This is a genomic window from Vibrio sp. 10N.286.49.C3 (assembly GCF_041469545.1).
GTDB lineage: Bacteria > Pseudomonadota > Gammaproteobacteria > Enterobacterales > Vibrionaceae > Vibrio > Vibrio tasmaniensis_A.
In genome coordinates this window covers 29,187-51,923 of the sequence record NZ_JBFRKT010000042.1, presented here as the reverse complement: position 1 = coordinate 51,923, position 22,737 = coordinate 29,187, and the positions used below count along the sequence as shown (strand labels likewise).

Genomic DNA, 22,737 nt, shown 5'->3' with positions numbered 1-22,737 from the left:
TCTTAAACGATCGGCATTATAGCGCATGCTAGGTCTTTTTGTTTTTGACGCACTCGATATCAAGAAGCTCTCAATATCAATAAGTACTCAATATTAAGAAGTACTCACAGGAGTGAAAAAATCATCATTCACCCGCTTTAACAAACGAGCTTAGCTCTTGCTGTGGATGTTCAGCCGTCAGTGTCTCTATCGAGTCTGCAACCAACACCTTACCTAGCGCTACAAAAACGAACTTATTTGCGATACTGCGTGCATCACCTAAGTGGTGAGTAACCATCAATACCGTAATGTTTCGCTCTGCGGCTAATCGCCTAACCAGGTTAAGCATTTCCTCACGAAGCAAAGGGTCAAGCGCAGAGAAAGGTTCATCAAGCAACCAAATATCATGAGGCTGAACAAAACAACGCGCTAACGCGACACGCTGACGTTGACCGCCCGATAAGTGCTCAGGCAGTCTATCTAAATACTCCGCGACACCCACTTGTGCAGCGGCCTGTTCGACTTCGTGCTTTTGGGTTGCCGTAAGCTTTAACCCTGGATGCAAGCCTAAGCCAATATTTTCACGTACGGTGAGATGGGCAAACAAATTGTGCTCTTGAAACAGCATAGCCAATGGGCGTTGATGTGCTTCTTTGCCAATCAGTGACTGTCCCGCTACAGAGATCTCACCCGAAGTGGGCTCAATAAACCCAGCAACCAGTGCCAACAGCGTTGATTTACCTGCGCCACTTGGCCCCATCAGCGCAACAATATCGCCCTGCTCAGCTTGAAAATCAAAGCAAAACAACTCTCTGTGATAGTGGTAGTCCACATCTTTCATCACTAACATCATCGGTTCCTCAACTCTTTAGCATCGAGCTTAGATCTTCGAGTAAATAAAAATTCAATCAGGCTAAAGCTGCCAACACTCAGTAACAGTAAGCTCACGGAAACCACAGCTGCGGCTTCCATTTGATAGCTGCCTAATAATTGGAATAGGTACAAGGGCAGAGTTCTAAAATCTTGGCTACCAAACAAAGCAATCGCGCTTAAGTCACCCATTGCTAACATAAAGCTGATCGAGAAGGCTTGTGCCATCGGTTTACGCAATGCGCGCCACTCCACTAGCCTAAAACGCGTGAAACCAGTCATTCCCAAACTTGCGCACACATACTGATACTGCTGAGACAAATGCAGCATAGGTTGAGCCAAGGTTTTAATTACGTAAGGAAGCGCCATTAAACTGTTTACTGCAATCACGATAAAGAAAGCTAAGCTGAAAACATCGGTGAATGAACGCAGTAATAAGAAGAGGCCCGTACTGATCACAAGCCCCGGCGTCACTAAGATAATAGTGCCAATCAGCTCGATTTTATCGGCTCGAAAATTCTTGTTCTGTAAACGCCATGCTCGACTAGTCAGCAGTATCGCGATACCAATACCAACAGCGATAACACTTGCTAATGACGCGACTTTAACCGAGGTCATTAACGCAGCCCAAAACGGCTCGCTGCTCAGTACGATTAATGCCTGCGAGTTAATGCCACTGACGATAACCATAGCTAATGGCGGCAATACCAGCATTGAGACGGTGATGATCCAAAAGCTATCCCAAGCTTTTGACCACCAGCAGTCCTTAACCAAATATTTCTCTTCCGACAATTGACTGGCTATCACTGAAATAGGTTTCGATAGACGTTGAATGCTCACAGCTAACACACCACACAGCAGCATTTGCCATATTGCGAGCAAGGCACCAGCCTGCAGGTCAAAGTCGAATTTAATCGCCTGATAAATAGCGAGCTCGATAGTAGTTGATTTAGGTCCACCGCCTAGTGCCATCACGGTAGTAAAGCTGGTAAAACACAGCATGAAGACCAAACCACACACATGTGGCAGTTGCTGTCTTAAACGAGGCCATTCAACCCATCTGAATTTGTTCCAATGACTCATACCCAAATGAGCACAAAGCTTATGCTGCTCGGCAGGTACGGTATCTAAAGCTTGTAAAAGTAAACGGCTAGCATAAGGCAGGTTAAAGAAGACATGTGCGAGCAAAATACCATTCAACCCATAAATCGAGAATGGTAGTTTAATATCGAAGTTCGCCAGAAATTTAGCTAACCAACCACTGTTACCATAAATAGCTAGCAAACCAAATACGCCAACTAATACGGGCAAAACCAAGGTCGAAGCAAACAGCCTTAACAACAAGGCCCGTCCAAAAAAATGTCTGCGACACAGCGCATGAGCAATAGGTATAGCAAAGCCAACACTCAGCACCGTTGAGAGTGTCGCTTGATAGAAACTGAATTTCGTTACATGCCAATAGTAAGGATCGGACCATACTTGGCTGATATCAAGAGAAGGGGCATTGCTTAGCAATGCCCCAACTGCTGAAACCACGAAGGCGGTAATGAATATCGCAACCCAAACCCCGACCTTAGGTGTTTTCTTTATCATAAATTGATTTTTTACCGTAAATGGTTCACTCCAAACATAACGAATGAACCTTTAAATACAGAAAGCTAGTTTTTTAAAAGTACGTTAGAAAACTCATTTTCTTAAATAATAAGTTAAATAGTAAGTTAAAAAGTAAGCGCACTCTGCCATTCACGAATCCAAGGCTTACGCTTCTCAGCGATCTCTTCTGGTGTGAAGCTTAGCGCTTTCTGAGGAACCGTAAGTTGCTCGAACCCTTTTGGTAGCTCAACATCGGTCACTGGGTACATCCAGTTGCCAGTAGGCATCGCCGATTGGAACTCATCACTTAAGATAAATGCCATAAACTCATCGGCAAGCTTTTCGTTCTTGCTTCCTTTAACCTTCGCTGCCACTTCCACTTGAGTGTAATGACCTTCTTCAAAGCTTGCAGCTGCGTACTTAGAGTCGCTTTCTGCAATGATGTGATAAGCAGGAGAAGTTGTGTAAGACAACACTAAATCAGACTCGCCTTCTAGGAACATAGAGTAAGCTTCAGACCAGCCTTTAGTCACAGTCACAGTTTTCTGAGCAAGCTTCTTCCATGCTGCAGTTGCTTCATCACCGTAAACCGACTTCATCCATAGCATCATGCCTTGGCCTGGTGTTGATGTACGTGGATCTTGATAGATAACCTTAAGATCGTCACGTTGCTCAACCAGTTCTTTCAGGCTCTTTGGCGGATTTGCTAGCTTCTCTTTGTTATAGATAAACGCAAAGTAACCAAAATCGTAAGGAACAAAAGTGCTGTCGTTCCAACCGTTAGGAAGTGTCACTGATGACGTATCAACACTGTGCTCAGCCAATAAGCCCGTAGATTTCGCTTCAGCCATGAGATTATTATCTAGGCCTAAAATGATGTCAGCTTTGCTGTTGCCACCTTCAAGACGTAAGCGGTTTAGAATAGACACACCATCTTCTAACGCGACAAAATTCACATCACAACCACACTTTTCTTCGAATGCTTTTTCAACGGCAGGACGAGGACCCCAATCCGCAGCAAAAGAGTCGTAAGTGTAAACCGTTAAGGTATTGTCTGCTGCGAAGGCAGAAAAAGAGGTGGCTGTAGTAACAGCAAGAGTTGTTAATGTTAATTTCACTGGACGCTCTCCATGGTCTGAGCGGCACAGGTTTGAGGGAGGAGAACGGTAGAGGTTGTTCCTAACTCAATTCCTACGCCAGCATTATCTGGTTCAGGTTTACGGGTCCCAAGTGTCTGCTTGATCTCAGCTCGCATTCATTATTTGAATGGTTCGCTCCCCGATGAGTGTTCAGGATTGTAATTTGATTTTTAACAATAAGCCATCAAGTTTGGATCAATTACGTTGATCGTAACCCCAACGTGGCACTAAATCTTGCTCGATACCAAGGTGATCAAGAATACGTGCCACCATAAAGTCGACCAGGTCTTCAATCGACTTAGGTTGATGATAAAAACCCGGAGCTGCAGGCATAATCGTCACGCCCATGGTCGAGAGTTTGTGCATATTCTCTAAATGCAACGTAGAAAATGGCGTCTCACGAACCACCAACAACAACTGTCCTCGCTCTTTCATAACCACGTCGGCTGCACGCTCGATTAAGTTATCTGATAGGCCATGAGCAATCGATGCCAAGCTTCCTGCAGAGCATGGACACACCACCATCTGCTTCGGTGCTGCTGAACCAGATGCAACCGGTGAGAACCAATCATCTTTGCCACACACCACCAGCTTTTCTGGGTCGCAATCTAAATGCTTAACCAAAGCTTGTTTCGCAGCATCTGGCCCAGCAGGTAACTTAAGTTCATGCTCGGTCGCCAACACCACTCGCGCTGCCGATGATATCAGCAAGTAGACCTGATAATCGGCGGCCAAAAGGCATTCAAGTAAACGCAGGCCATAAGGCGCACCGGATGCGCCAGTGAAAGCCAGAGTTATCGCTTTATCGTGTTTTGTCATGTTCTCAATTACTTCAAATTATAAGGTCGAGGATGCGTTAACCTTTGAGTGCCAATCCATCCAACAGTTTCTGGTGAATACCACCAAAGCCACCATTACTCATTACCAAGATTTGGTCACCCGCTTGTGCCTCAGAGACAATTTTAGCAACGAATGCATCCATGTTATCACTCACGTGCGCGGGTTGGTGACACGCATCGGCGACGTCTTGTACCGACCAATCAATGTTATCGGGTTGGAATAAGTAAGTAGAATCCGCTTGCTTCAACGAATCAGCCAGCGTTTCTTTGTGCACTCCACATTTCATTGTGGCAGAACGAGGCTCTAAAACGGCAATTATTTTTTTCGTGTCGACCTTATTACGTAAACCGCCCAGCGTAAGTTCAATTGCTGTTGGGTGATGAGCAAAATCGTCATAGACAGAAACGCCTGCCACTTCGCCTTTAAACTCTAGACGACGTTTGGTGTTGATGAACTTCGCCAACGATTCACACGCTAAATCAGGTGTCACCCCTACATGTCGCGCAGCTGCAATCGCCATCAAAGCATTATTGACGTTATGGTCGCCAACCAAATCCCAGTCGACAGTTCCTACGCATTCGCCTTGGAAGTACACTCCAAATTGAGACCCGTCTTTAACCAGCTTCTTGGCATCCCAATCACCTTGTTCACCACTCGATTCTGTCTCACTCCAGCATCCGCGAGATAAAACATCTTGAATAGCCGTATCTTCTTTAGGAGAGAAAATTCGGCCATTACCTGGCACAGTGCGCACTAAGTGGTGGAACTGACGCTTAATCGCCTCAAGATCATCGAAGATGTCAGCATGATCGAACTCGAGGTTATTCATTACCAAGGTTCTTGGGTGGTAGTGAACGAACTTAGATCGTTTATCAAAAAAAGCACTGTCGTATTCGTCAGCTTCGACCACGAAGAACATGCTTTCACCAAGGCGAGCAGAGATACCAAAGTTACCTAACACGCCGCCCACTAAGAAGCCAGGCGCATAGCCACAGTCTTCTAAAATCCAAGCCAGCATGCTCGATGTTGTTGTCTTGCCATGCGTTCCCGATACCGCTAATACCCAACGATCATGCAACAAGAACTCTTGCAACCATTGCGGGCCTGAGGTGTATCTAAGGTTGTTATCCAATACATACTCAACACACGGGTTGCCACGACTCATCGCATTACCAATCACCACGAGATCAGGCCTTGGTTCTAACTGGCTTGGGTTAAACCCTTCAATAATTTCAATCCCTTGAGACTCCAACAAAGTGCTCATTGGTGGGTAAACATTCGCGTCACTACCGGTAACCTTGTGACCTAATTGACGAGCCAATACCGCTGCACCTCCCATGAAGGTGCCACAAATTCCTAAGATATGAATATGCATAAATTGCTTCCAAACGCTTGGCTAAATGAACCATGTCTAAATCAAACTACTGCACTCATTATCATTAAATGGCGATTAAAAGCGAGTAGCAATGCAAAACAAATTTAGTCGACATAGTAAGTGAGATCTGCGTCGCTTAGTTCATTACCATTAAAAAGATCTAACCTTTAGAATTTAAGTAGGCGTCTAGGTGAATAAAGCCCGAGTAAGAGGCAAATTCTATAGTGCTCAAATCCCCCTAATATTGAGAGAAGTTTAAGGAAATAACATGTCTGAGATGCGCACCCTTGGTGAGTTCATTGTTGAGAAACAGAGTGACTTCCCCCATGCAAGCGGTGATCTATCATCCCTTTTGTCGTCTATTCGACTTGCTGCAAAAATTGTTAACCGTGAGATCAACAAGGCTGGTCTAGTCGACATCACTGGCGCTGTTGGTACAGACAACGTTCAAGGTGAAGAACAGCAAAAGCTAGACCTTTACGCGAACGACAAGTTTAAAGCGGCTCTAGAGGCTCGTGATCAAGTTTGTGGTGTTGCAAGTGAAGAAGAAGACGAAGCTGTCGCCTTCAATAAAGAGCTCAACAAAAACGCAAAATACGTCGTTCTGATGGACCCACTTGATGGTTCTTCAAACATCGATGTCAATGTATCTGTTGGTACAATCTTCTCTATCTATCGTCGAGTATCGCCTGTTGGTACCCCACCAACACAAGAAGACTTCCTACAGCCAGGACACAAGCAAGTAGCCGCGGGGTACGTAATTTACGGCTCTTCAACTATGCTTGTTTACACAACTGGTGCAGGTGTAAATGGCTTCACCTACGACCCATCTCTGGGCACCTTCTGTCTGTCTCATGAAAACATGATGATCCCTGATGAAGGTAAGATTTATTCCATCAACGAAGGTAACTACATTCGCTTCCCTACGGGTGTTAAAAAGTACATCAAGTACTGCCAAGAAAATGAGCCAAGCGACAACCGCCCTTACACATCACGTTACATCGGTTCTCTAGTATCAGATTTCCACCGTAATCTTCTGAAAGGCGGTATCTACTTATACCCGAGTACGCAAAGCCACCCTCAAGGTAAACTGCGTCTGCTGTACGAGTGCAACCCAATAGCCTTCATCATGGAGCAAGCTGGCGGTATTGCCTCCGATGGCGCCCAACGCATCATGGATATAAAACCAACAGAACTGCACCAACGTGTGCCTTTCTTTGTCGGTTCTAAGAACATGGTGAAAAAAGTAGAAGAGTTCCTTGAACTTAACCGAGACTAACCGTCTCGCTTATTTTTCAAGTTAACGCCATTAAAAAAGCCAGCATTTACATGCTGGCTTTTTGTTCGACAACTCAGAATACATAGATGTTACGGATAGATAACTATTTACGGATTGTCCCGCTTACACCAGTCACCCGAAAGTATTTCTTTATTAGCCGTTAGATCAAGCTGATACAAATATACCCATGCTAATCCAAATATAGTCTCTATTTGTTCGCGACGATACTCAACAGGAACATCTTCTAGCCGATCGAGCGAAGCCAAAACTTCATCGTTAATGATATAGACCTCGCCAACGACATTTTTCTTTCCAGAAATCATCGCCGGATAGGCACCTAAATCAAAAAGAGCGTATTCCTCAGGGGTGTCAAACCTTCCTAAGCATTCGTCATCCGCTAATCATTCACGACTCAAGTGTTACTCGAATTCAAATTGATAGAGAAGATCCACGGCACTGTCTAGCCCCGATACGGCTTCAACATAGAGATCCTGCATCAATCGATAACGAACAGTAAACTCACCTAACGAGTTAAAGATACCTACGCCATACTTCACCTGTAAACCAGGGAGAATGTAGCCGCTGACCGTAACCTGGGAATCATCTCCAGAGCCTGCAGTATCCAGTTGCAAGTCCTGTACGCCAAAAGCCTCACCAATTTCGCCGACAACCTTGCCGCTCTTCGCCAAGCTTAAGCCAATTAAGGTCGTTGTCATTGAACCATTCGACTCACCATCAATATCTTGACCACGCAAAATATAAGACAACGCATTGGCTTGCGGCATCGCAGGATCAGAATAAATTTCGATGGTCGGCTCTGTCGCCGGGCCTGTCACTCGAATACCAGCTGTCACATCATCCTGAGTATTATCAGGGTTACGTATCGCATTGATCGCTACATATGGCTGATCTGGAGGACCATTCATTAGAATCTTACCTTCTTTGATCAAGAGATCTTGTCCAAAGGATTGGTAAGTACCATCGACGATGTTTACCTCACCTGTGATAAAAGGACCTTGGTCTTTTTGAGCCACATTGAGCTTACCAACCAAGTCGCCTTCAAGACCGAATGCTGACAATTTAAAGTCATCACCAATGGAGATATTAATATTGGTCATCACATTGAATGGAATCGTGTCTTCGCTCTCTGGCTCAAGATCTTTATTCAAGATAACTTGATCAGAAGAGACGCCGACCGCTGACGGTGGTAAGTCTTCGACAACGATACGTCCCCACGGTAATGCGATATCACCCGTAATTTTTGCAAGCTCTGGAGTGACATCAATGGTCATGTCAGGCACGACCTTCACCTTAACCATAGGCGGAATATCAACCATCAACTCGTCGGCAAACACTCTGACATTAGAGTGCCATGCTTTAAGATCCTGCCAATCCCCGGAGCCTTCGATATCAAGGTGACCATCGGGTGTTTCAACATTGGCATCTAACTTCGCGCTGTAGCCGTCAAAATCGAGGTCAATACGACCATCTTTAATATCGACTGGTGTGACATCGCCTTTGACTTGAATACCATCAACAGAGAATTGACCAAAGACTTGAGGATGCATCAAAGAGCCTTTTACCTGTAGGTCACTCTCAAGATCGGCCTTCAACAGGTTGTATTCGCCGAGGATTGGCTGTAAGAAGTCCAGATGGAAAGTTGTCAGCTTAATTGCCGCATCGACCATTTTGTCTTCTGCGAGAATGTCTGGTAACGACACCGAGCCAGACAGGTCACCATTGTCGGAAACATCCAGTTTAAAGTCGGCGTTCAGTTGGTTGTCTTTCAACTGTGCATTCAATGCAACGCTTTCCCAACCGAGTGTGATTGGCTCACCAACTTGTTGAACAGCCTGACCTTTCGGCATATCGACGCTTACCGTCACCTCAGGTTCACCTTGTTCCGACCATTTGGCATGAGCGGTCGCATTGACTAAACCCTGTAATTGCGTTTCTTTAGGCATGAGGGCTTGGATCTGCTCAAAGTCGAATTGGTTAACGCCCAGTTTGGCCTCACCTGACTTTCCAGCGCGGATATCCTCATCCAGACACACGCTCGAACCCGATTGCTTCCAACAGTGCGCTTGAACGTCGGCATACTGCTTATCGACATCCGCCTTAATCGCAACGGGTTGGTCTAATACCCAAGGTCCCTGTTGAGTGGTAATTCTGACTCTGTCTAACGACCCATCCCAAATAAGAGAAGGCTTCTGAATCAATTCTCCAGAGATAGCCAAACTGGTCGACACTATATCGGATATCACATCAAGTGTTACGGTATGCTGCTTCTCACCGCCATTCACGGTTAAATCAATGCTTTCCACATTTTGTTCTTGATAGGTTAAGTTCTTAGCTTTCAATACAAGATCGGCTTGAGCTTCAGGCAATGGCAGAGGAACCACTGAGCCATTAAGCGATAAGGATTCTAGTGTTGCTTCGTTATTCCAATCGACCTTATCAACATTAAGTGCGAGATCGACCTTTGGCTCTTTCGTTGGGCCACTAAGCTGGATATTACCCATCACTTTACCCGTCAGCTCTGGAACACTCTTATCTAACTGTGGAAAATTAATCGCAACGCCCATACCCCATTGCTTATCCAGTTGCCCTTGAGCCTTAATCGAATTAACACCGTGAGCCAAGCTCAAACCACTGGTTTTCAGTTTAGGTTCACCGCTCGCGCTGCGATCTGACGCTGACAACTGCCCTTTGATATCCAGAGGGTATTCTCGTAGGATCCCCTCGATATCGAGCTTAGGTAGTTCAATCGCCCAACCACCCGCTTGTGTCAGTTCACCCGAAGTTACGATGCTTCCGCTAATGTTACCCTCGGCTTCTGGCCACTGCAGACCCGGTTGTATGTCTTTGAGCGTCACATCGGCTTGCCAATTAACGAGCTTCTTCCAGTTAGCTTTAACTACACCATTTAGTTCGCCACCCAAGGTATTCAGTTTCAAGCGTTCAAGTTCAATCTGTTCCGTGGTGCCTTTACCTTGTAGATCTATTGTTAAGGCAGGTATCTCCTTACCATCGGCTTCAGCTTTAAGCTGCACATTAAAACCATCTAATGAACCATCGGCTTTGAATTTCTCAATTGCAGCTTGGTAGTCACTTTTACCTGTCAAAGGCCATTGCGCTTTACCTCCCTCTAAAAGAAGGTCAAATGGCAGAGTCGGTTCTAAGGGTTGAATATCCCCAGACAACTTTGCCTCAATCAATTCGGAGAACTGAGACTCTAGGCTTAACTTAGCCACGCTGCCTTGTGCTTTCAGAGACAGTTTCTGACCAGCAAGATCGGTTTCTTTCACCAACGCCCCCAAAGAAAGCTCTAGCGGATAGCCGCCCTTGAGCTCAACCTTCGTCGTTAGGTTCGCGCTTGCTTGTGGCATATCGAGTTCGAGACTGGAAACGTCAACCGTGTGTTTACCCGCGCGAGCTTCTAACCCGAGGTGATTCACAACAATTGGCGCTTCTTGTTCTAGAGTGAAACGGTTGAGATCAAAACGCTCCAACACAATCTGTAAAGGAATCCAAACTTCAGGCAACTCGATAGCTGTCTTAGTTGCAGTATCTGGCTCGACAATTTCTGATTGTGGATCTTCAGTAGACTCTGCAAGTTTAACCTTAAGATCATTGAATAAGGTTGGCGATACTGTCAGCTTTTCCCCCTGCATACTCAGGGCAGTAGAGAACAAACCCCATTCAATTTCATGACCTAAGATATTCAGTTTGATATCAGATAAAGCGATTCGATTAATGACGATTGGTAGTGGTGTTTTTACCGATGTTACGGGCGGAGTAGGTTCTGCCTCTTCTGTAGAAGCTGGTGGCAATTCAGTAAGTGCAAAGTCCAGCCCTTGAATTGCTAAGCGGTCAACACATACTTTAGGGTCAAGCAGACAGCGCGGATTGATCGCCAATACCAAATTTTCAACCTTGGTATCGATATGCAGGCTATCATCTTTGAACTGGACATTATTAAGCGTAAAGCTTGGGAAAAGAGCGCCTTTAGTACTTTCCACTTTCAGTTGTGGCAATGCTTTTTCAGCGCCCCACAACACAGTGTTCAACCCCGAATTGGTGAACAAAACAAAACCTAGTAGGGCTATCAACAATAACAAAATAGACGTCAATGAAATCGACGCCCACTTTATACACTTACCCACCACTTTGATCATAATTCTGGCCCTAAACTAAAGTGCAGTTGGAACTCATCACCTTTTTTCGCATCTAGACCCCAAGCAAAATCTAAACTCACAGGACCGACGGGGGACGCCCAACGAATCCCGACACCAGTACCATGTTTCCACTCTGGCGTGTCATTGAATGCATCACCAATATCGTAGAAAGCCGCTCCCCACCAATTCCCAACTAAGCGATATTGGTATTCAAACGAACTGGTTGCAATGAATTTCGCCCCCGTTAGTGCGCCACTTTCATCTCGAGGAGAGATAGACTCATAGCCATAACCACGGATGCTATTATCACCACCCGCAAAAAATCTTAAAGAAGGAGATAACTTATCAAATTCGTCCGCAAAGTTTCCGCCGAATTGAAGGCGGGTTAAACCTCGGTGGTTATTACCAATGCTTCGAATCCATGCGGTTTGCCCTTGAAAACGTACGACTTGGGTTTCAGATAACAAGGTATCATCAGCCGCTTCAACCATGATGGTTTGTTTATCGCCCCACATCGGCATTGAACCGCCTCGGGTTCGAGTGCGTGAGAAAGAGACACCTGGCAACACAAACTGCGCCAAATCGTCTTGTAAACCTTGTTTATAGTTTTCGACTAGGTATCGAATGAATACCGTGCGTTGCCAACCATTATCTAGACGCCAGTACCTTTCTAAGGCTAAGTTTGACTCCAAACTCTTGGTATCACGGTTATCCAGATTCTTCATTCCATACTTAATTTGATAGTAGTCATTAAGCACGTCATCCAATGGGATTTTATAAGCCGCCGTAATCGTCTGCTCAGGCTTGGAGATCGATAAACTACTATTAAAACTATGACCTTTCTCATTAACCCAAGGTTTCTTCCATTTAAGGGTACCTTTTACACCCAAGTCTGTTGATACACCGATACCCGTTTCAATTTGGTTCCGCGCTTGCGGAGCAAGGCTTACCTTCATCGGAATTTCTCGACCTTCACCCAATTGACTTAAATCAGGCTCAACAAAGACTGAAGAGAACCAATCCGTATTGGAAAGGTTTTGGTTGTATTCACCAACTTTGGTTATCGAGTAAGGTTCGCCATCTTCAAATGGTTTAAGTGACTGCACCTTCTCTTCTTCTATTTGGCTACCAGTAACCTGAGTAGAGCCAAAGTGATAACGAATACCACTGTTATAATGAAGGCGGACATAAGCGCGGTTTAATTCAGGAGCGACTTCTAGTTTGCTAAGATCATACGCCCCATCGAAGTAACCTTTCGCTAATCCAAGATTGCGGATCGATGATTTTAAAGAGTCATAGTTACCATGATTCAAAATCGAACCTTTAGACAACTTGCTCTTAGCTATTAAGGCCAAAAAATCAGGATCATCTTTGGCTTCACCAGTCAGAACAATATCTGAAGCATAAATAACAACCGGCTCTCCCGGCTCAACCGTAACAGTCAATTCGGTATCATCTTCAGAATGAGTAAATGTGATATTAGGTTGGTAGTAGCCTAATGCATTCAACGCTTCGTTGATCATCGACTCCAAGCGAGATTGAAATCTTAATGAGACCGAATACTCTTCTTCAGGAATCGCACTCAGATAAGCATCCACATTATCTGCAAGCGCGCCATCCAACCCTTTAATATCAAGGGAAACGTCAGCAAAAGCGAGCGTCGATGACAGTAGAGTGCCAATCAGAACTGGTAAAGTTTTTCTTATCATGTTTAATTGGTGAAGAAGTTATCAATACGTTAATAAGTGAAAAGAAATCATACCGCTAAAACGACATTGAGTCTGCAATAAATCCGGCAATAACACGGTCTAATGTAAAGACTTAATCAATATTAACCGGCCGTTAATATGAGCCTCCAGTTAATATAAACCTAGATCTAATGTTAACTAACGCGGTAAACGTATGCGAAAAGGAATATAACATGCTAAACAAACAACAACTGGTTTCCGCAGCAACCGCATTACCGGGAAATGCTGACCCAATCCGAATCACTGAGCGCCATTTCGTCAATCAAACTGACTTGCTCAATGCTCCTACGGGTTCTCAACAAGAAGTCCTACTTGGTATGGGATGCTTCTGGGGAGCTGAGCGTTTGTTCTGGCAGTTGAACGGCGTTATTTCAACATCTGTTGGCTACGCTGGTGGATACACAATTAACCCCACTTATGAGCAGGTATGTAGCGGACAAACTGGCCATACCGAAGTCGTTCGTGTCATTTTTGATAGCGAACAAACATCTCTCGCTCAAGTACTTGAAACCTTTTGGGAGCGTCATGACCCAACTCAAGGGATGCGCCAAGGCAACGATTTAGGGACTCAATACCGTTCTGCGATATACACCTTCAGCGAAGAACAACAGACTATCGCTGAGCACTCTAAACGTGAATACCAACGAGCAATGACTGAATCTTTGGGCAACGAAATCACAACGGAAGTTCTGCCTGCTGGAAAATATTTTTTCGCAGAAACCTACCACCAGCAATACCTAGCTAAAAATCCGAATGGTTATTGTGGATTGGGTGGAACAGGTGTGTGCTTCCCTCCGCAATAATGTGTTATACCAATCACAGTAAGTAAGTGATCATAAATAGCGCAGGAAAAATGCTTGAGAACAAGGCAGAAATTTTTGATAAGTAGTTATTCTACAATCAAAATTTCTAACGATGTTATCGAGTGTTTTAACCAGCTAGGATGAACAGTTATTTACTACGATTGGTATTAGGCATACAAACTAGAACAACATCCATTAAAAAAGGGCTTCCGCTAGGAAGCCCTTTTTTAATGGAAATCTATTTGACGAAATGCAAATCTATAACAGTCAGTTACACCGGCAGCGCAGCAATGGTGCCGTTAACCTCTTTAAAAATCGTTAGCTTTTGTTTGTCTGAAACTTCAGGAAGAAGCACCTTGCCTTGGTCGAAGCGAAACTCTCCGATACCCTCTATAGCAAACTGGCCTTTGAACAGGACTTTAACGAAACGCGCCACCTGATGTGGACGGTAAGTAGAAAATTTTCTTAACATAATACAACCTCAATTCCATTTGAGTACTACAGCCACGTACCTGAACACCAACGTATTCAAAGCACATTAAATCGCTAATTCCTTTAGCAAACAGCAAGATAATCTATTGTTCATCTCGATATTGATGCATTATACCTTTTGGTAACAAGCCTGCAACTTATTTCTACACCGTACGATAAAAAAGTTAAAGAGGCATTTTTCAAATTTCATATTATACTTCCAGAGCAAACCAATAAGCGGAACAAAAATATAATGAAAAACAAAACTCTACTGGCTTTTTTAGCCGCAGCCTCTCCACTTTTCGCCAATGCTCATAATCTATCAGTCGGTGCAACTCTGCCTGCTGTCGATGTTAGCAACTATGGTGAAATCGTACTAAACGACGGAAATACTGGATATCAAGCTTGGGCAACCAATGATCTTCTAGGTAAAGTTCGCGTCGTTCAAGCTATTGCTGGCCGTAGCAGCTCGAAAGAGCTCAACGCACAACTGATGGCAGCAATTACAGCATCGAAATTCGCAGAAGACAGCTACCAAACCACTACCATCATCAACCAAGATGATGCGATTTGGGGGACTGGGTCTTTTGTTAAATCGTCAGCAGAAAGTAGCAAAGAAGAATTTCCATGGTCTTCTATGGTGCTAGATGAAGACGGAACCGTAGCGTCATCATGGGCTTTAAAAGAAGAGAGCTCAGCGATTATCGTTCAAGACAAGCAAGGTAAAATATTGTTTGTTAAAGAAGGGGCATTAAACGACTCAGAAGTCACTCAAGTTATTGAGTTGATTAAAGCGAGCCTTTAATAAGATATTCGCGTCTTTTTCGAGACCTGACCAAAGGATATTGTTATATTATAACAGTATCCTTTTTTAATTCTGTGGTTAATCATCCTGATGTGGAAAAACACACCTAATAATGTGAAACGTAAAACAGGCTTCTTGCTTGGGCTGATGCTCATGTTGAGCGTGTTAGCAGCGACACATATTGTGGATATCGACCCACATCATCACTCTTCACATCATTGTGAGCTGTTTTCGATAAATCAGTTCATAACGGCGCATTCACTTCCACAGATCCCAGAGTTCCATTCGGAATTTACTGTCGCTATCACAGAGTCAGTCGTTTCGTTACAGCGCCTGTATTTCGCTTATTTAGCACGTTCACCTCCTGTAAAGATTTCTTAATTACCACTACTTTTTAATTAACCTTTATTCAGGAAAAAAACATGAAACCTACTATTCTAGCCGTTGTTATCGGTATGACTGTCTCTACTAATGTTCTAGCTAACGAAGAATTCCGCTCTCACGAAGCACACGTGCACGGTAAAGTTGAGGTGAACATCGCTCAAGATGGGCAAGAACTACTTGTTGAAGTAACAGCTCCCGGCGCTGATGTGGTTGGCTTTGAACATGCTCCAGAAACTGCTGAGCAAAAGAAAGTATTTGAACAAGCGATTGCGCAATTAAACAAGCCAGATGAGCTATTTGGTTTCAAAAATGCAAGCTGTACTCTGAAGTTCAAGTCGGTGACGAACACCTTGGAAGGCGATCATGATGACCATGAAGGCCATGACCACGCTGAACACGATCATGACGACCACAAAGGCCATGACCATGCTGAACACGATCATGACGACCACAAAGGCCATGACCATGCTGAACACGACCATGACGACCACAACGGTCATGATCACGCAGAACACGACCATGATGACCACAAAAGCCATGACCATGCTGAACACGACCATGATGACCACAAAGGCCATGACCATGCTGAACACGATCATGATGACCATGAAGGCCATGACCATTCAGAAGGTGGGCACGGCGAATTCACTGTCGAGTACCATTACCAATGTTCAGATATTGCGAAGCTAGATACCGTGAGCACTCAATGGTTCTCTAAGTTCAGCAACACAAAATCAATGACGGTAAACCTTCTAACTGACAGCGCTCAAATTCAAGAAGTGCTTAACGCAGATCGTATTAGTTTTCGATTCTAATCAGTATTAGATTGAATTAAACGTAGATACGCAGCCAAGTAAGTAGTCACTTACTTGGTTGTGCAAATCGGTGTGTTCTGGGAATTTATTTTTCTAGTAGCTGTCCAGTAAATACACCGCTTTAATCATTGGAGCTAATATGTCTTTTGACAGTTCATCACTTGTGGTCAAACTCGAAAATATCAGCTTTCGTTGGAAGCCTGAATTACCCCCAACGCTAGAGATCCCCTCACTGCATATCCAAGCCCAAGAGCACCTTTTCATCAAAGGGCCTAGTGGTTGTGGAAAGTCAACATTGCTAGGGTTACTGACCGGAATCAACCAAGCTGAACAAGGTGAAGTTTCAATCCTTGGCCAAGACCTCACACAGCTAACACCTCGTCAGAGGGACAAGTTCAGAGCCGATCATATTGGCTATATATTCCAACAATTTAATCTGCTTCCTTACTTGTCAGTGATCGACAATGTGACGCTTCCTTGCCAGTTTTCTAAGATTCGTAAGCAGCAAGTCACTGAAAGTCAGAACAGCCTGCAAGCAACCGCTCAAGAGTTGTTGCTCAGATTAAAGCTACCTCAAGCTCTAATGGACAAGCCTGTTACCGAGTTGAGCATTGGTCAACAACAACGTGTTGCTGCCGCTCGCGCTTTGATCGGCCGACCGAAAATCATTATTGCCGACGAGCCAACCTCGGCTTTGGATCATGACAACCGAGAAGCCTTCATCGAATTGTTACTAGAGCAAGCAAATCAAGCCGGGTCTACTCTGATATTTGTCAGTCACGATCCAACATTAGAAAAGCTGTTCACTCGAACCATAGATTTAAAAACCGTTAACCAAGCTAAGGTTGTCGTATGAAAGTAATTACTCACTTAGCCCTAAAAAGCGTACTCAACCGTAAAGCCACCGCTATTCTGACGATTCTCACCGTGGCAGTATCAGTGATTCTATTACTCGGTGTTGAACGTGTAAGAACCGAAGCAAAGAGCAGTTTTGCTAATACGATTTCAGGTACCGACCTTATTGTTGGTGGCCGCTCTGGTCAGGTAAACCTACTGCTTTATTCGGTATTTAGGATTGGTAATGCAACCAACAACATCGACTGGAAAAGCTATCAAGAATTTAGCCAACATAATGCTGTAAAGTGGGCGATACCCATCTCATTGGGAGATTCACATAAAGGCTTTCGTGTAATGGGCACGAACCATAGTTACTTTGATAATTATCGCTATGGAAGTAAGCAACCACTTACTTTTCAACAAGGCAAAGAGTTCAATCAGCTATTTGATGTCGTGATTGGTGCCGATGTCGCGAAGAAGTTAGATTACAAGATTGGCGATCACATCATTCTGGCGCACGGTATCAGTGATGTCGCCTTCAGTCGCCACGACAACCTGCCCTTCACCATTGTCGGAATACTCGCGCCAACCGGCACACCAGTAGATAAAACGGTGCATGTTTCGTTAGAGGCCATTGAAGCGATTCACGTTGGTTGGGAATCGGGGGCTAACCTAGGCCACACACCGAATGCTGAAGCGCTAAAGCAACGTGACTTCCAACCAAAGCAGATTACCGCGATGATGGTTGGCCTTAAATCGAAGATCCAAACCTTTGCACTGCAACGAGAAATCAATAACTACCGCCAAGAACCTTTGAGCGCCATTATGCCAGGTATTGCGCTTCACGAATTGTGGGGAATGATGGCCGTAGCAGAGCAAGCACTACTGATTGTTTCAGGGTTTGTGGTAATCGCGGGACTGTTAGGGATGCTGAGTAGTCTACTCACTAGCTTGCAAGAAAGACGTCGAGAGATGGCCATTCTGCGCGCGATGGGAGCAAGGCCTCGTCATGTGTTCGGTTTACTGATCAGTGAAGCAAGTGCCCTAACCTTCCTCGGTATCACATTGGGTGTTGCCGTGTTGTTTGCGCTAATCGCAGTAGTTGCTCCTATTGTGCAACAAAGTTATGGTATCAACATATCGGTATCCGCAATCACACCCCATGAGTGGAAACTGCTTATGTTGGTGCAAGTTGCCGGAATCATTATTGGCTTTATTCCCGCTTTCAGAGCTTACCGTCAGTCATTGTCTGATGGCATGACTATCCGAATCTAAAATAGGAACCTACGATGCAACGCAAATTCCTACTGATACTTGGGTTACTTATGTTCCCATTTATCAGCACAGCTCACGCTGAAACCACTCAGACTGACGAATCGGTATTAACACTCGATTGGATTGACTTGATTCCAGAGTCAGAGCGAGCACAACTCGACTCATTTGGTATGCCTATGGTTAACCACGACAGTATGGACAAACCTCAACAATCGACACTTGGCGCTGTTCGCCCAGAGCTGAATGGCAGCACAGTCAAGATTCCTGGCTTTGTGATTCCATTGGAAGGCGATGAGAACATGATCACTGAGTTTCTGTTAGTACCGTACTTTGGCGCATGTATCCACGTACCGCCACCGCCGCCGAACCAAATCATCTACGTGAAGTTCCCACAAGGCGCTCCAATCCAGCAGCTATGGGATGTGATTTATTTAGTAGGTACACTAAAAACCGAGTCAATAAGCCACGACTTAGCTCAAACCGGTTATCTTATTGAAGGTACTGCGATTGAAGAATATGACGACATGTAGTCATTAGAAGGGTGGCTCACGGATGAGCTGCCGTCACTGAACGAGTGAGATCATTCAATAACAGTTTAATAACGATAATTTTATTCTAAATTATGCGATGTAATTAGACAAGTACGCTAGAACAGCGACGTAAGTAGCGAGTAATAACCCTATACTAAGCTGTTTCTTCAGCTTGTTATCATTGACTTGATTCATAACTCCTCCTTGAGAATTACAACAAATTTAACATTTTATTATCATTAGCAAAAGTAAAATTTTGTTGAAACCTTCAACTCTGCACGCAAAATCTAGCCACCAATAAGATAAAGAGTTACATTTTAGACAGTTAAGTCGTTTCCTTAGGGTACTCTTATGTCAGAAACCAAACAGCCAGTGATCATTGAGCATGCTAGCGATACACAGCAAAAGCATGAGAAAAAGCCTCATATTGCCGATAGTGCAAGCAGAATGCGGCACATCGCACAAAGCTTCGGCCTCGATTCCTTAATTGGTCATAGTGCAAAGCCAAACGATAAAGCTGAGAGTACGCTTATCGAACGGGCACTATTACGAGAGAAAAAACGTAGAGAGCTTCGCCAAAAGAACCTAGAACAGATTCTAAAGTTGGCACACTCTTCATGTAAGGATGAAGCGGCTGGAGATCCTGATCAGGACTGGCTATACCGTTTCTTCGATATGGCACAAGAGATCCACAATACATCGATGCAGAGGCTATGGGCTCAAGTACTGAAACGAGAAGTCACCAACCCAGGCTCGACTTCGATGAAAGCGCTGCAGATCTTAAAAGACATGACACCAAAAGAAGCGCTCACCCTGCAAAGAGCAGCGTCACTTGGTTGTAGCTTTGGTAGTGATAACAGCAGAAAACTGTTACTCGGCTTTAAATCCCATGCTGGAATCTTCAGCTTTGGTAAAAGGGACACCACCAACACCATCAATCTTGGTGGACACAACCTTCCCTACTCTAGCTTGCTCCACTTGATTGAACTCGGGATTATTCTGGGCACAGAACTAGAATCTGGAGAGATTGATTTCGATCCTGCTCTGCACTTAACTTATCAAGGTAAGGGCATGTCACTGGCACCATTATCAAAAGGGGTAAAGCTGATTTACTACCGATTCAGTCCAACAGGCAATGAGCTTTGCAACTTACTTGGCAACAAGCCTAACACGCAGTATTACGACCAGCTGATTGCGCTATTGAGCCAAAAATTTACGGTTCAAACAGAAGTTAAAAGCAGTGTGAACTACACCGTCTAGACAATCGATACTGTAAAAAATAGACGGTGTACGCTGTGAAGAGTATTGATAAGAGTGAAGAGAATCTAGAGGATAAGGTTCTTGTCTCGGAAAACCAAGGCTGCACTATTTATCCGCAGTGAATTAAGCAGATAAACAGGAGAGTAGCCTTAGTCATACCATCGATCTCAATTGGATAAAATATTACGCTTCTCTAAAGCCTCAATACACAATTCGACCAGTTCATCGAGTGTCTTTTCGCCCGCGGGTAGATCTATCTCAGGGCTCTGAGGCGCTTCGTAAGCTGAACTGATACCAGTGAAGTTCGGGATCTCTCCAGCACGTGCTTTCTTATACAGGCCTTTAGGGTCACGCTGTTCGCAAACCTCAAGTGGTGTATTGACGAACACCTCAAGAAACTCACCTTCCGGCAATAAATCACGCACCAACTGTCTCTCCGCTTGATGTGGAGAAATAAACGCTGACAATACAATCAAACCCGCATCCGCCATCAATTTAGCAAGTTCACCAATACGACGGATATTCTCTCGGCGATCCTGCTCAGAGAAGCCAAGGTCGCTACATAACCCATGACGCACATTATCGCCATCCAATAAGTAAGTATGGTAACCAAGCTGTGCCAAGCGATTTTCTAATGCTCCAGCGACTGTCGACTTCCCAGAACCAGATAATCCCGTGAACCAGAGCACGGCTGGCTTTTGTGATTTCAGATCAGAGCGGAATGTTTTATCAATCGAGTGTTGATGCCACACAACATTCTCATCTTTTGGTTTGAGTACTGCGGTCATAATTAGTCCTTTAAATAAACAGCATTAAAATGGGAAAAAATAAGGAATTAGGGTCAGCACCAAACCCGAATAAACAATCGAGATTGGGATGCCGATGCGCAGATAATCCGTAAGGTGGTAATTACCTACGCTATAAACAAGTAAGTTGGTTTGGTAGCCGTATGGCGAAATAAAACTGGCACTGGCACCAAACAGAACCGCCATAATAAACGGCATTGGGTCAACGCCATAACCGACAGCCATACTGTAGCCAATTGGGAACGAGAGTGCCGCGGCCGCATTATTGGTCACCAACTCAGTCAGGACCAACGTCATGAAATAGGTCGCGACTAGCGCTCCAAACACGCCCCAGCCATTAAAGGCTTCCATAAACATCAGCCCCATTCGCTCAGACAACCCAGATGAAATCATCAGTTGAGCAATAGAGAGTGCCGAACCAACGATCACGACAATATCGACGGGGAAGCGGCGGCGAAGCTCACCAAGTTGTACTACACCAAATGCCACTAGCAATAATAAAAATCCCGCTAGCCCTTTAATAATAGGGACTACATCAGCGAGCGATAACCCAATCACACTGGCAAAGCCGAGCAACACAAACGTCGATTTATCGGCATCAAGCTTGGCACTCGAGTCCAAGTCATTCATCAACACAAACTCTTTGTTGTGTTGCTGGCGCTGTTCTTCAAAGCGTTTACCGGGAACCAAAATCAAGGTATCACCAGCGGTCAATGTGATATTCCCTAGCCCACCTTCAAGGCGCTCATGGCCACGACGAATAGCAACTACAACTGCATCGAAACGGTCTCTAAACTGGCTTGTTTTGAGGGTTTTATTACAGAAGCTTGCCGACGAACTCACCACCACTTCAACAAAGCTCTGGCCGTTAAGGTGATGCTGGCCAAACAGGGTCAACCCTTGAATTTCTTGTAGTGTCGCTACGCTTTCAACGTCGCCACAAAACAGCAACCGGTCACGAGCTTGAAGAATAAAATCAGGGTCAATCGAAGCCGTGGTCTTACCGTCGCGAATCACTTCGGCTAAGAACAATTTTCTCAAAGCTCTGAGATTATTTTCGCTAACACTGCGGCCAACTAACGGTGAGCCAGGTTCAACTCGCGCCTCTAGAAAGTAAGGCAGATCGTCCTGCGACCCATCATCGTAGCTTGGTAAGAAGTAACTCAGAGGGATAAGAATCAAAACACCACCCACCAAGACCGCTAAACCGATCAAGGTTGGTGTGAAAAAGTTTAAGCTTGGCAATCCCGCATCTTCAACAAAACTATTGATGATCAAATTGGTTGAAGTGCCGATCAATGTCAGGGTTCCGCCTAAAATGGCAGCGTATGACAAAGGGATAAGTAACTTAGATGGCGCGTGCTGTTGATTGCGTTTGATCGCACCGATCAAAGAGACAACCACCGCTGTGTTATTAGTAAAAGAAGAAAGTAGCGCTGTGGAAATACCCAACTTCGCAACCACGGTACCTAGCCTACCTTCAGAGATATTGCGGCTAACCCAGCTGATTAAGCGAGTTTTCTCCAACGCACTTGATGCGAGGATCAGAAGAATTAAAGTCAGTAACGAGGAGTTAGTGAAGTTATTGGCTAGGCTCGACAAGTCGATCATACCAGCCATAAAAGCAATAAAAGCCGCGCCAGCAAAGATAAAGCTTGGCTTAATACGGGTAACGAGCAGGCAAGTAATGATGCCGAGCAAAATCGCTAATACAAATCCTTGTTGCCACATATACCCGTCCTTTATGGCG

General features: G+C 44.7%; 19 protein-coding genes, 1 pseudogene and 1 riboswitch. Of the genes and pseudogenes, 9 read left to right on the top strand and 11 right to left on the bottom strand.

The window, feature by feature from the left end; genetic code table 11:
• Positions 1-124: 124 nt before the first annotated feature.
• The 5 genes from thiQ to mpl all read right to left on the bottom strand — a co-directional run bounded on the left by thiQ (position 125) and on the right by mpl (position 5,796).
• Complete coding sequence (gene thiQ / locus AB4180_RS16725; RefSeq protein WP_009847749.1) at positions 125-829, bottom strand: thiamine ABC transporter ATP-binding protein; 705 nt, start codon at positions 827-829, stop codon at positions 125-127.
• On the bottom strand, positions 829-2,442 hold the full coding sequence (gene thiP, locus AB4180_RS16720) for a thiamine/thiamine pyrophosphate ABC transporter permease ThiP (protein ID WP_198592271.1): 1,614 nt from the start codon (positions 2,440-2,442) through the stop codon (positions 829-831). Before thiP ends, thiQ begins: the two co-directional genes overlap by 1 nt.
• A gap of 125 nt (positions 2,443-2,567) precedes the next feature.
• Positions 2,568-3,560: a thiamine ABC transporter substrate binding subunit gene (thiB, locus tag AB4180_RS16715; RefSeq protein ID WP_102250210.1), complete on the bottom strand. Its 993-nt coding sequence runs from the start codon at positions 3,558-3,560 to the stop codon at positions 2,568-2,570.
• A gap of 53 nt (positions 3,561-3,613) precedes the next feature.
• Positions 3,614-3,733: riboswitch (TPP riboswitch) on the bottom strand.
• Between the two features lie 43 nt (positions 3,734-3,776).
• Positions 3,777-4,400 (bottom strand): flavin prenyltransferase UbiX, encoded by a 624-nt coding sequence (locus AB4180_RS16710; RefSeq protein ID WP_102250211.1) that lies wholly within the window; start codon positions 4,398-4,400, stop codon positions 3,777-3,779.
• Between the two features lie 37 nt (positions 4,401-4,437).
• A complete protein-coding gene (mpl, locus tag AB4180_RS16705) occupies positions 4,438-5,796 on the bottom strand; it encodes a UDP-N-acetylmuramate:L-alanyl-gamma-D-glutamyl-meso-diaminopimelate ligase (RefSeq protein WP_102250212.1) in 1,359 nt (452 codons plus the stop codon).
• 268 nt (positions 5,797-6,064) lie between these two features.
• Here mpl and fbp point away from each other — a divergent pair, with 268 nt between their 5' ends.
• The gene (gene fbp / locus AB4180_RS16700) at positions 6,065-7,075 is read left to right on the top strand and encodes a class 1 fructose-bisphosphatase (protein ID WP_009847754.1); all 1,011 of its coding nucleotides are present in this window, start codon (positions 6,065-6,067) and stop codon (positions 7,073-7,075) included.
• A 107-nt stretch (positions 7,076-7,182) separates the two neighbouring features.
• On the opposite strand, the pseudogene AB4180_RS16695 reads toward fbp, so the two are convergent.
• The 3 genes and pseudogenes from AB4180_RS16695 to AB4180_RS16685 form a co-directional block, all read right to left on the bottom strand.
• Positions 7,183-7,464 (bottom strand): annotated as a pseudogene (locus tag AB4180_RS16695) (gamma-glutamylcyclotransferase); the annotation flags it as partial.
• Between the two features lie 30 nt (positions 7,465-7,494).
• Positions 7,495-11,253: a translocation/assembly module TamB domain-containing protein gene (locus tag AB4180_RS16690; RefSeq protein ID WP_102250213.1), complete on the bottom strand. Its 3,759-nt coding sequence runs from the start codon at positions 11,251-11,253 to the stop codon at positions 7,495-7,497.
• Complete coding sequence (locus AB4180_RS16685; protein WP_017100024.1) at positions 11,250-12,962, bottom strand: autotransporter assembly complex family protein; 1,713 nt, start codon at positions 12,960-12,962, stop codon at positions 11,250-11,252. Before AB4180_RS16685 ends, AB4180_RS16690 begins: the two co-directional genes overlap by 4 nt.
• A gap of 212 nt (positions 12,963-13,174) precedes the next feature.
• Between AB4180_RS16685 and msrA the strand changes: the two genes are divergently transcribed.
• A complete protein-coding gene (gene msrA / locus AB4180_RS16680; protein ID WP_017100023.1) occupies positions 13,175-13,804 on the top strand; it encodes a peptide-methionine (S)-S-oxide reductase MsrA in 630 nt (209 codons plus the stop codon).
• A 271-nt stretch (positions 13,805-14,075) separates the two neighbouring features.
• Here the strand turns inward: msrA and AB4180_RS16675 are convergent, their stop codons facing one another.
• Positions 14,076-14,276, bottom strand: coding sequence for a DUF1107 family protein (locus AB4180_RS16675; protein WP_004735283.1), 201 nt, complete (start codon positions 14,274-14,276; stop codon positions 14,076-14,078).
• Positions 14,277-14,528: 252 nt separating this feature from the next.
• Here AB4180_RS16675 and AB4180_RS16670 point away from each other — a divergent pair, with 252 nt between their 5' ends.
• The 7 genes from AB4180_RS16670 (at position 14,529) to AB4180_RS16640 (ending at position 20,181) form a co-directional block, all read left to right on the top strand.
• Complete coding sequence (locus AB4180_RS16670; protein WP_009847759.1) at positions 14,529-15,080, top strand: YtfJ family protein; 552 nt, start codon at positions 14,529-14,531, stop codon at positions 15,078-15,080.
• A 90-nt stretch (positions 15,081-15,170) separates the two neighbouring features.
• Complete coding sequence (locus AB4180_RS16665; protein ID WP_012604884.1) at positions 15,171-15,461, top strand: DUF2607 domain-containing protein; 291 nt, start codon at positions 15,171-15,173, stop codon at positions 15,459-15,461.
• Between the two features lie 41 nt (positions 15,462-15,502).
• Positions 15,503-16,279, top strand: a complete 777-nt coding sequence (locus tag AB4180_RS16660; RefSeq protein WP_372081891.1) for a DUF2796 domain-containing protein — start codon at positions 15,503-15,505, stop codon at positions 16,277-16,279.
• A gap of 139 nt (positions 16,280-16,418) precedes the next feature.
• The gene (locus AB4180_RS16655; protein WP_017100021.1) at positions 16,419-17,135 is read left to right on the top strand and encodes an ABC transporter ATP-binding protein; all 717 of its coding nucleotides are present in this window, start codon (positions 16,419-16,421) and stop codon (positions 17,133-17,135) included.
• Complete coding sequence (locus AB4180_RS16650; protein WP_009847762.1) at positions 17,132-18,391, top strand: ABC transporter permease; 1,260 nt, start codon at positions 17,132-17,134, stop codon at positions 18,389-18,391. Before AB4180_RS16655 ends, AB4180_RS16650 begins: the two co-directional genes overlap by 4 nt.
• A 14-nt stretch (positions 18,392-18,405) precedes the next feature.
• On the top strand, positions 18,406-18,921 hold the full coding sequence (locus tag AB4180_RS16645) for a DUF3299 domain-containing protein (RefSeq protein WP_009847763.1): 516 nt from the start codon (positions 18,406-18,408) through the stop codon (positions 18,919-18,921).
• Between the two features lie 351 nt (positions 18,922-19,272).
• On the top strand, positions 19,273-20,181 hold the full coding sequence (locus tag AB4180_RS16640) for a TIGR03899 family protein (protein WP_017100020.1): 909 nt from the start codon (positions 19,273-19,275) through the stop codon (positions 20,179-20,181).
• 167 nt (positions 20,182-20,348) lie between these two features.
• Here the strand turns inward: AB4180_RS16640 and cysC are convergent, their stop codons facing one another.
• Both cysC and AB4180_RS16630 read right to left on the bottom strand, forming a co-directional pair.
• Entirely contained in the window at positions 20,349-20,969 is a 621-nt protein-coding gene (gene cysC, locus AB4180_RS16635; protein ID WP_017100019.1) for an adenylyl-sulfate kinase, read from the bottom strand.
• Positions 20,970-20,993: 24 nt separating this feature from the next.
• Complete coding sequence (locus AB4180_RS16630) at positions 20,994-22,718, bottom strand: SLC13 family permease (protein WP_017080873.1); 1,725 nt, start codon at positions 22,716-22,718, stop codon at positions 20,994-20,996.
• Positions 22,719-22,737: the final 19 nt, after the last annotated feature.

What these genes read in the sequence shown, in the direction of transcription:
- fbp (WP_009847754.1), top strand. Translation starts at nt 6,065, where the DNA reads ATGTCTGAGATGCGCACCCTTGGTGAGTTCATTGTTGAGAAACAGAGT.
- AB4180_RS16630 (WP_017080873.1), bottom strand. Translation starts at nt 22,718, where the DNA reads ATGTGGCAACAAGGATTTGTATTAGCGATTTTGCTCGGCATCATTACT.
- cysC (WP_017100019.1), bottom strand. Translation starts at nt 20,969, where the DNA reads ATGACCGCAGTACTCAAACCAAAAGATGAGAATGTTGTGTGGCATCAA.
- AB4180_RS16645 (WP_009847763.1), top strand. Translation starts at nt 18,406, where the DNA reads ATGCAACGCAAATTCCTACTGATACTTGGGTTACTTATGTTCCCATTT.
- AB4180_RS16670 (WP_009847759.1), top strand. Translation starts at nt 14,529, where the DNA reads ATGAAAAACAAAACTCTACTGGCTTTTTTAGCCGCAGCCTCTCCACTT.
- AB4180_RS16650 (WP_009847762.1), top strand. Translation starts at nt 17,132, where the DNA reads ATGAAAGTAATTACTCACTTAGCCCTAAAAAGCGTACTCAACCGTAAA.
- AB4180_RS16640 (WP_017100020.1), top strand. Translation starts at nt 19,273, where the DNA reads ATGTCAGAAACCAAACAGCCAGTGATCATTGAGCATGCTAGCGATACA.
- AB4180_RS16710 (WP_102250211.1), bottom strand. Translation starts at nt 4,400, where the DNA reads ATGACAAAACACGATAAAGCGATAACTCTGGCTTTCACTGGCGCATCC.
- thiP (WP_198592271.1), bottom strand. Translation starts at nt 2,442, where the DNA reads ATGATAAAGAAAACACCTAAGGTCGGGGTTTGGGTTGCGATATTCATT.
- msrA (WP_017100023.1), top strand. Translation starts at nt 13,175, where the DNA reads ATGCTAAACAAACAACAACTGGTTTCCGCAGCAACCGCATTACCGGGA.
- AB4180_RS16655 (WP_017100021.1), top strand. Translation starts at nt 16,419, where the DNA reads ATGTCTTTTGACAGTTCATCACTTGTGGTCAAACTCGAAAATATCAGC.
- AB4180_RS16665 (WP_012604884.1), top strand. Translation starts at nt 15,171, where the DNA reads ATGTGGAAAAACACACCTAATAATGTGAAACGTAAAACAGGCTTCTTG.
- thiQ (WP_009847749.1), bottom strand. Translation starts at nt 829, where the DNA reads ATGTTAGTGATGAAAGATGTGGACTACCACTATCACAGAGAGTTGTTT.
- AB4180_RS16690 (WP_102250213.1), bottom strand. Translation starts at nt 11,253, where the DNA reads ATGATCAAAGTGGTGGGTAAGTGTATAAAGTGGGCGTCGATTTCATTG.
- AB4180_RS16660 (WP_372081891.1), top strand. Translation starts at nt 15,503, where the DNA reads ATGAAACCTACTATTCTAGCCGTTGTTATCGGTATGACTGTCTCTACT.
- mpl (WP_102250212.1), bottom strand. Translation starts at nt 5,796, where the DNA reads ATGCATATTCATATCTTAGGAATTTGTGGCACCTTCATGGGAGGTGCA.
- AB4180_RS16685 (WP_017100024.1), bottom strand. Translation starts at nt 12,962, where the DNA reads ATGATAAGAAAAACTTTACCAGTTCTGATTGGCACTCTACTGTCATCG.
- AB4180_RS16675 (WP_004735283.1), bottom strand. Translation starts at nt 14,276, where the DNA reads ATGTTAAGAAAATTTTCTACTTACCGTCCACATCAGGTGGCGCGTTTC.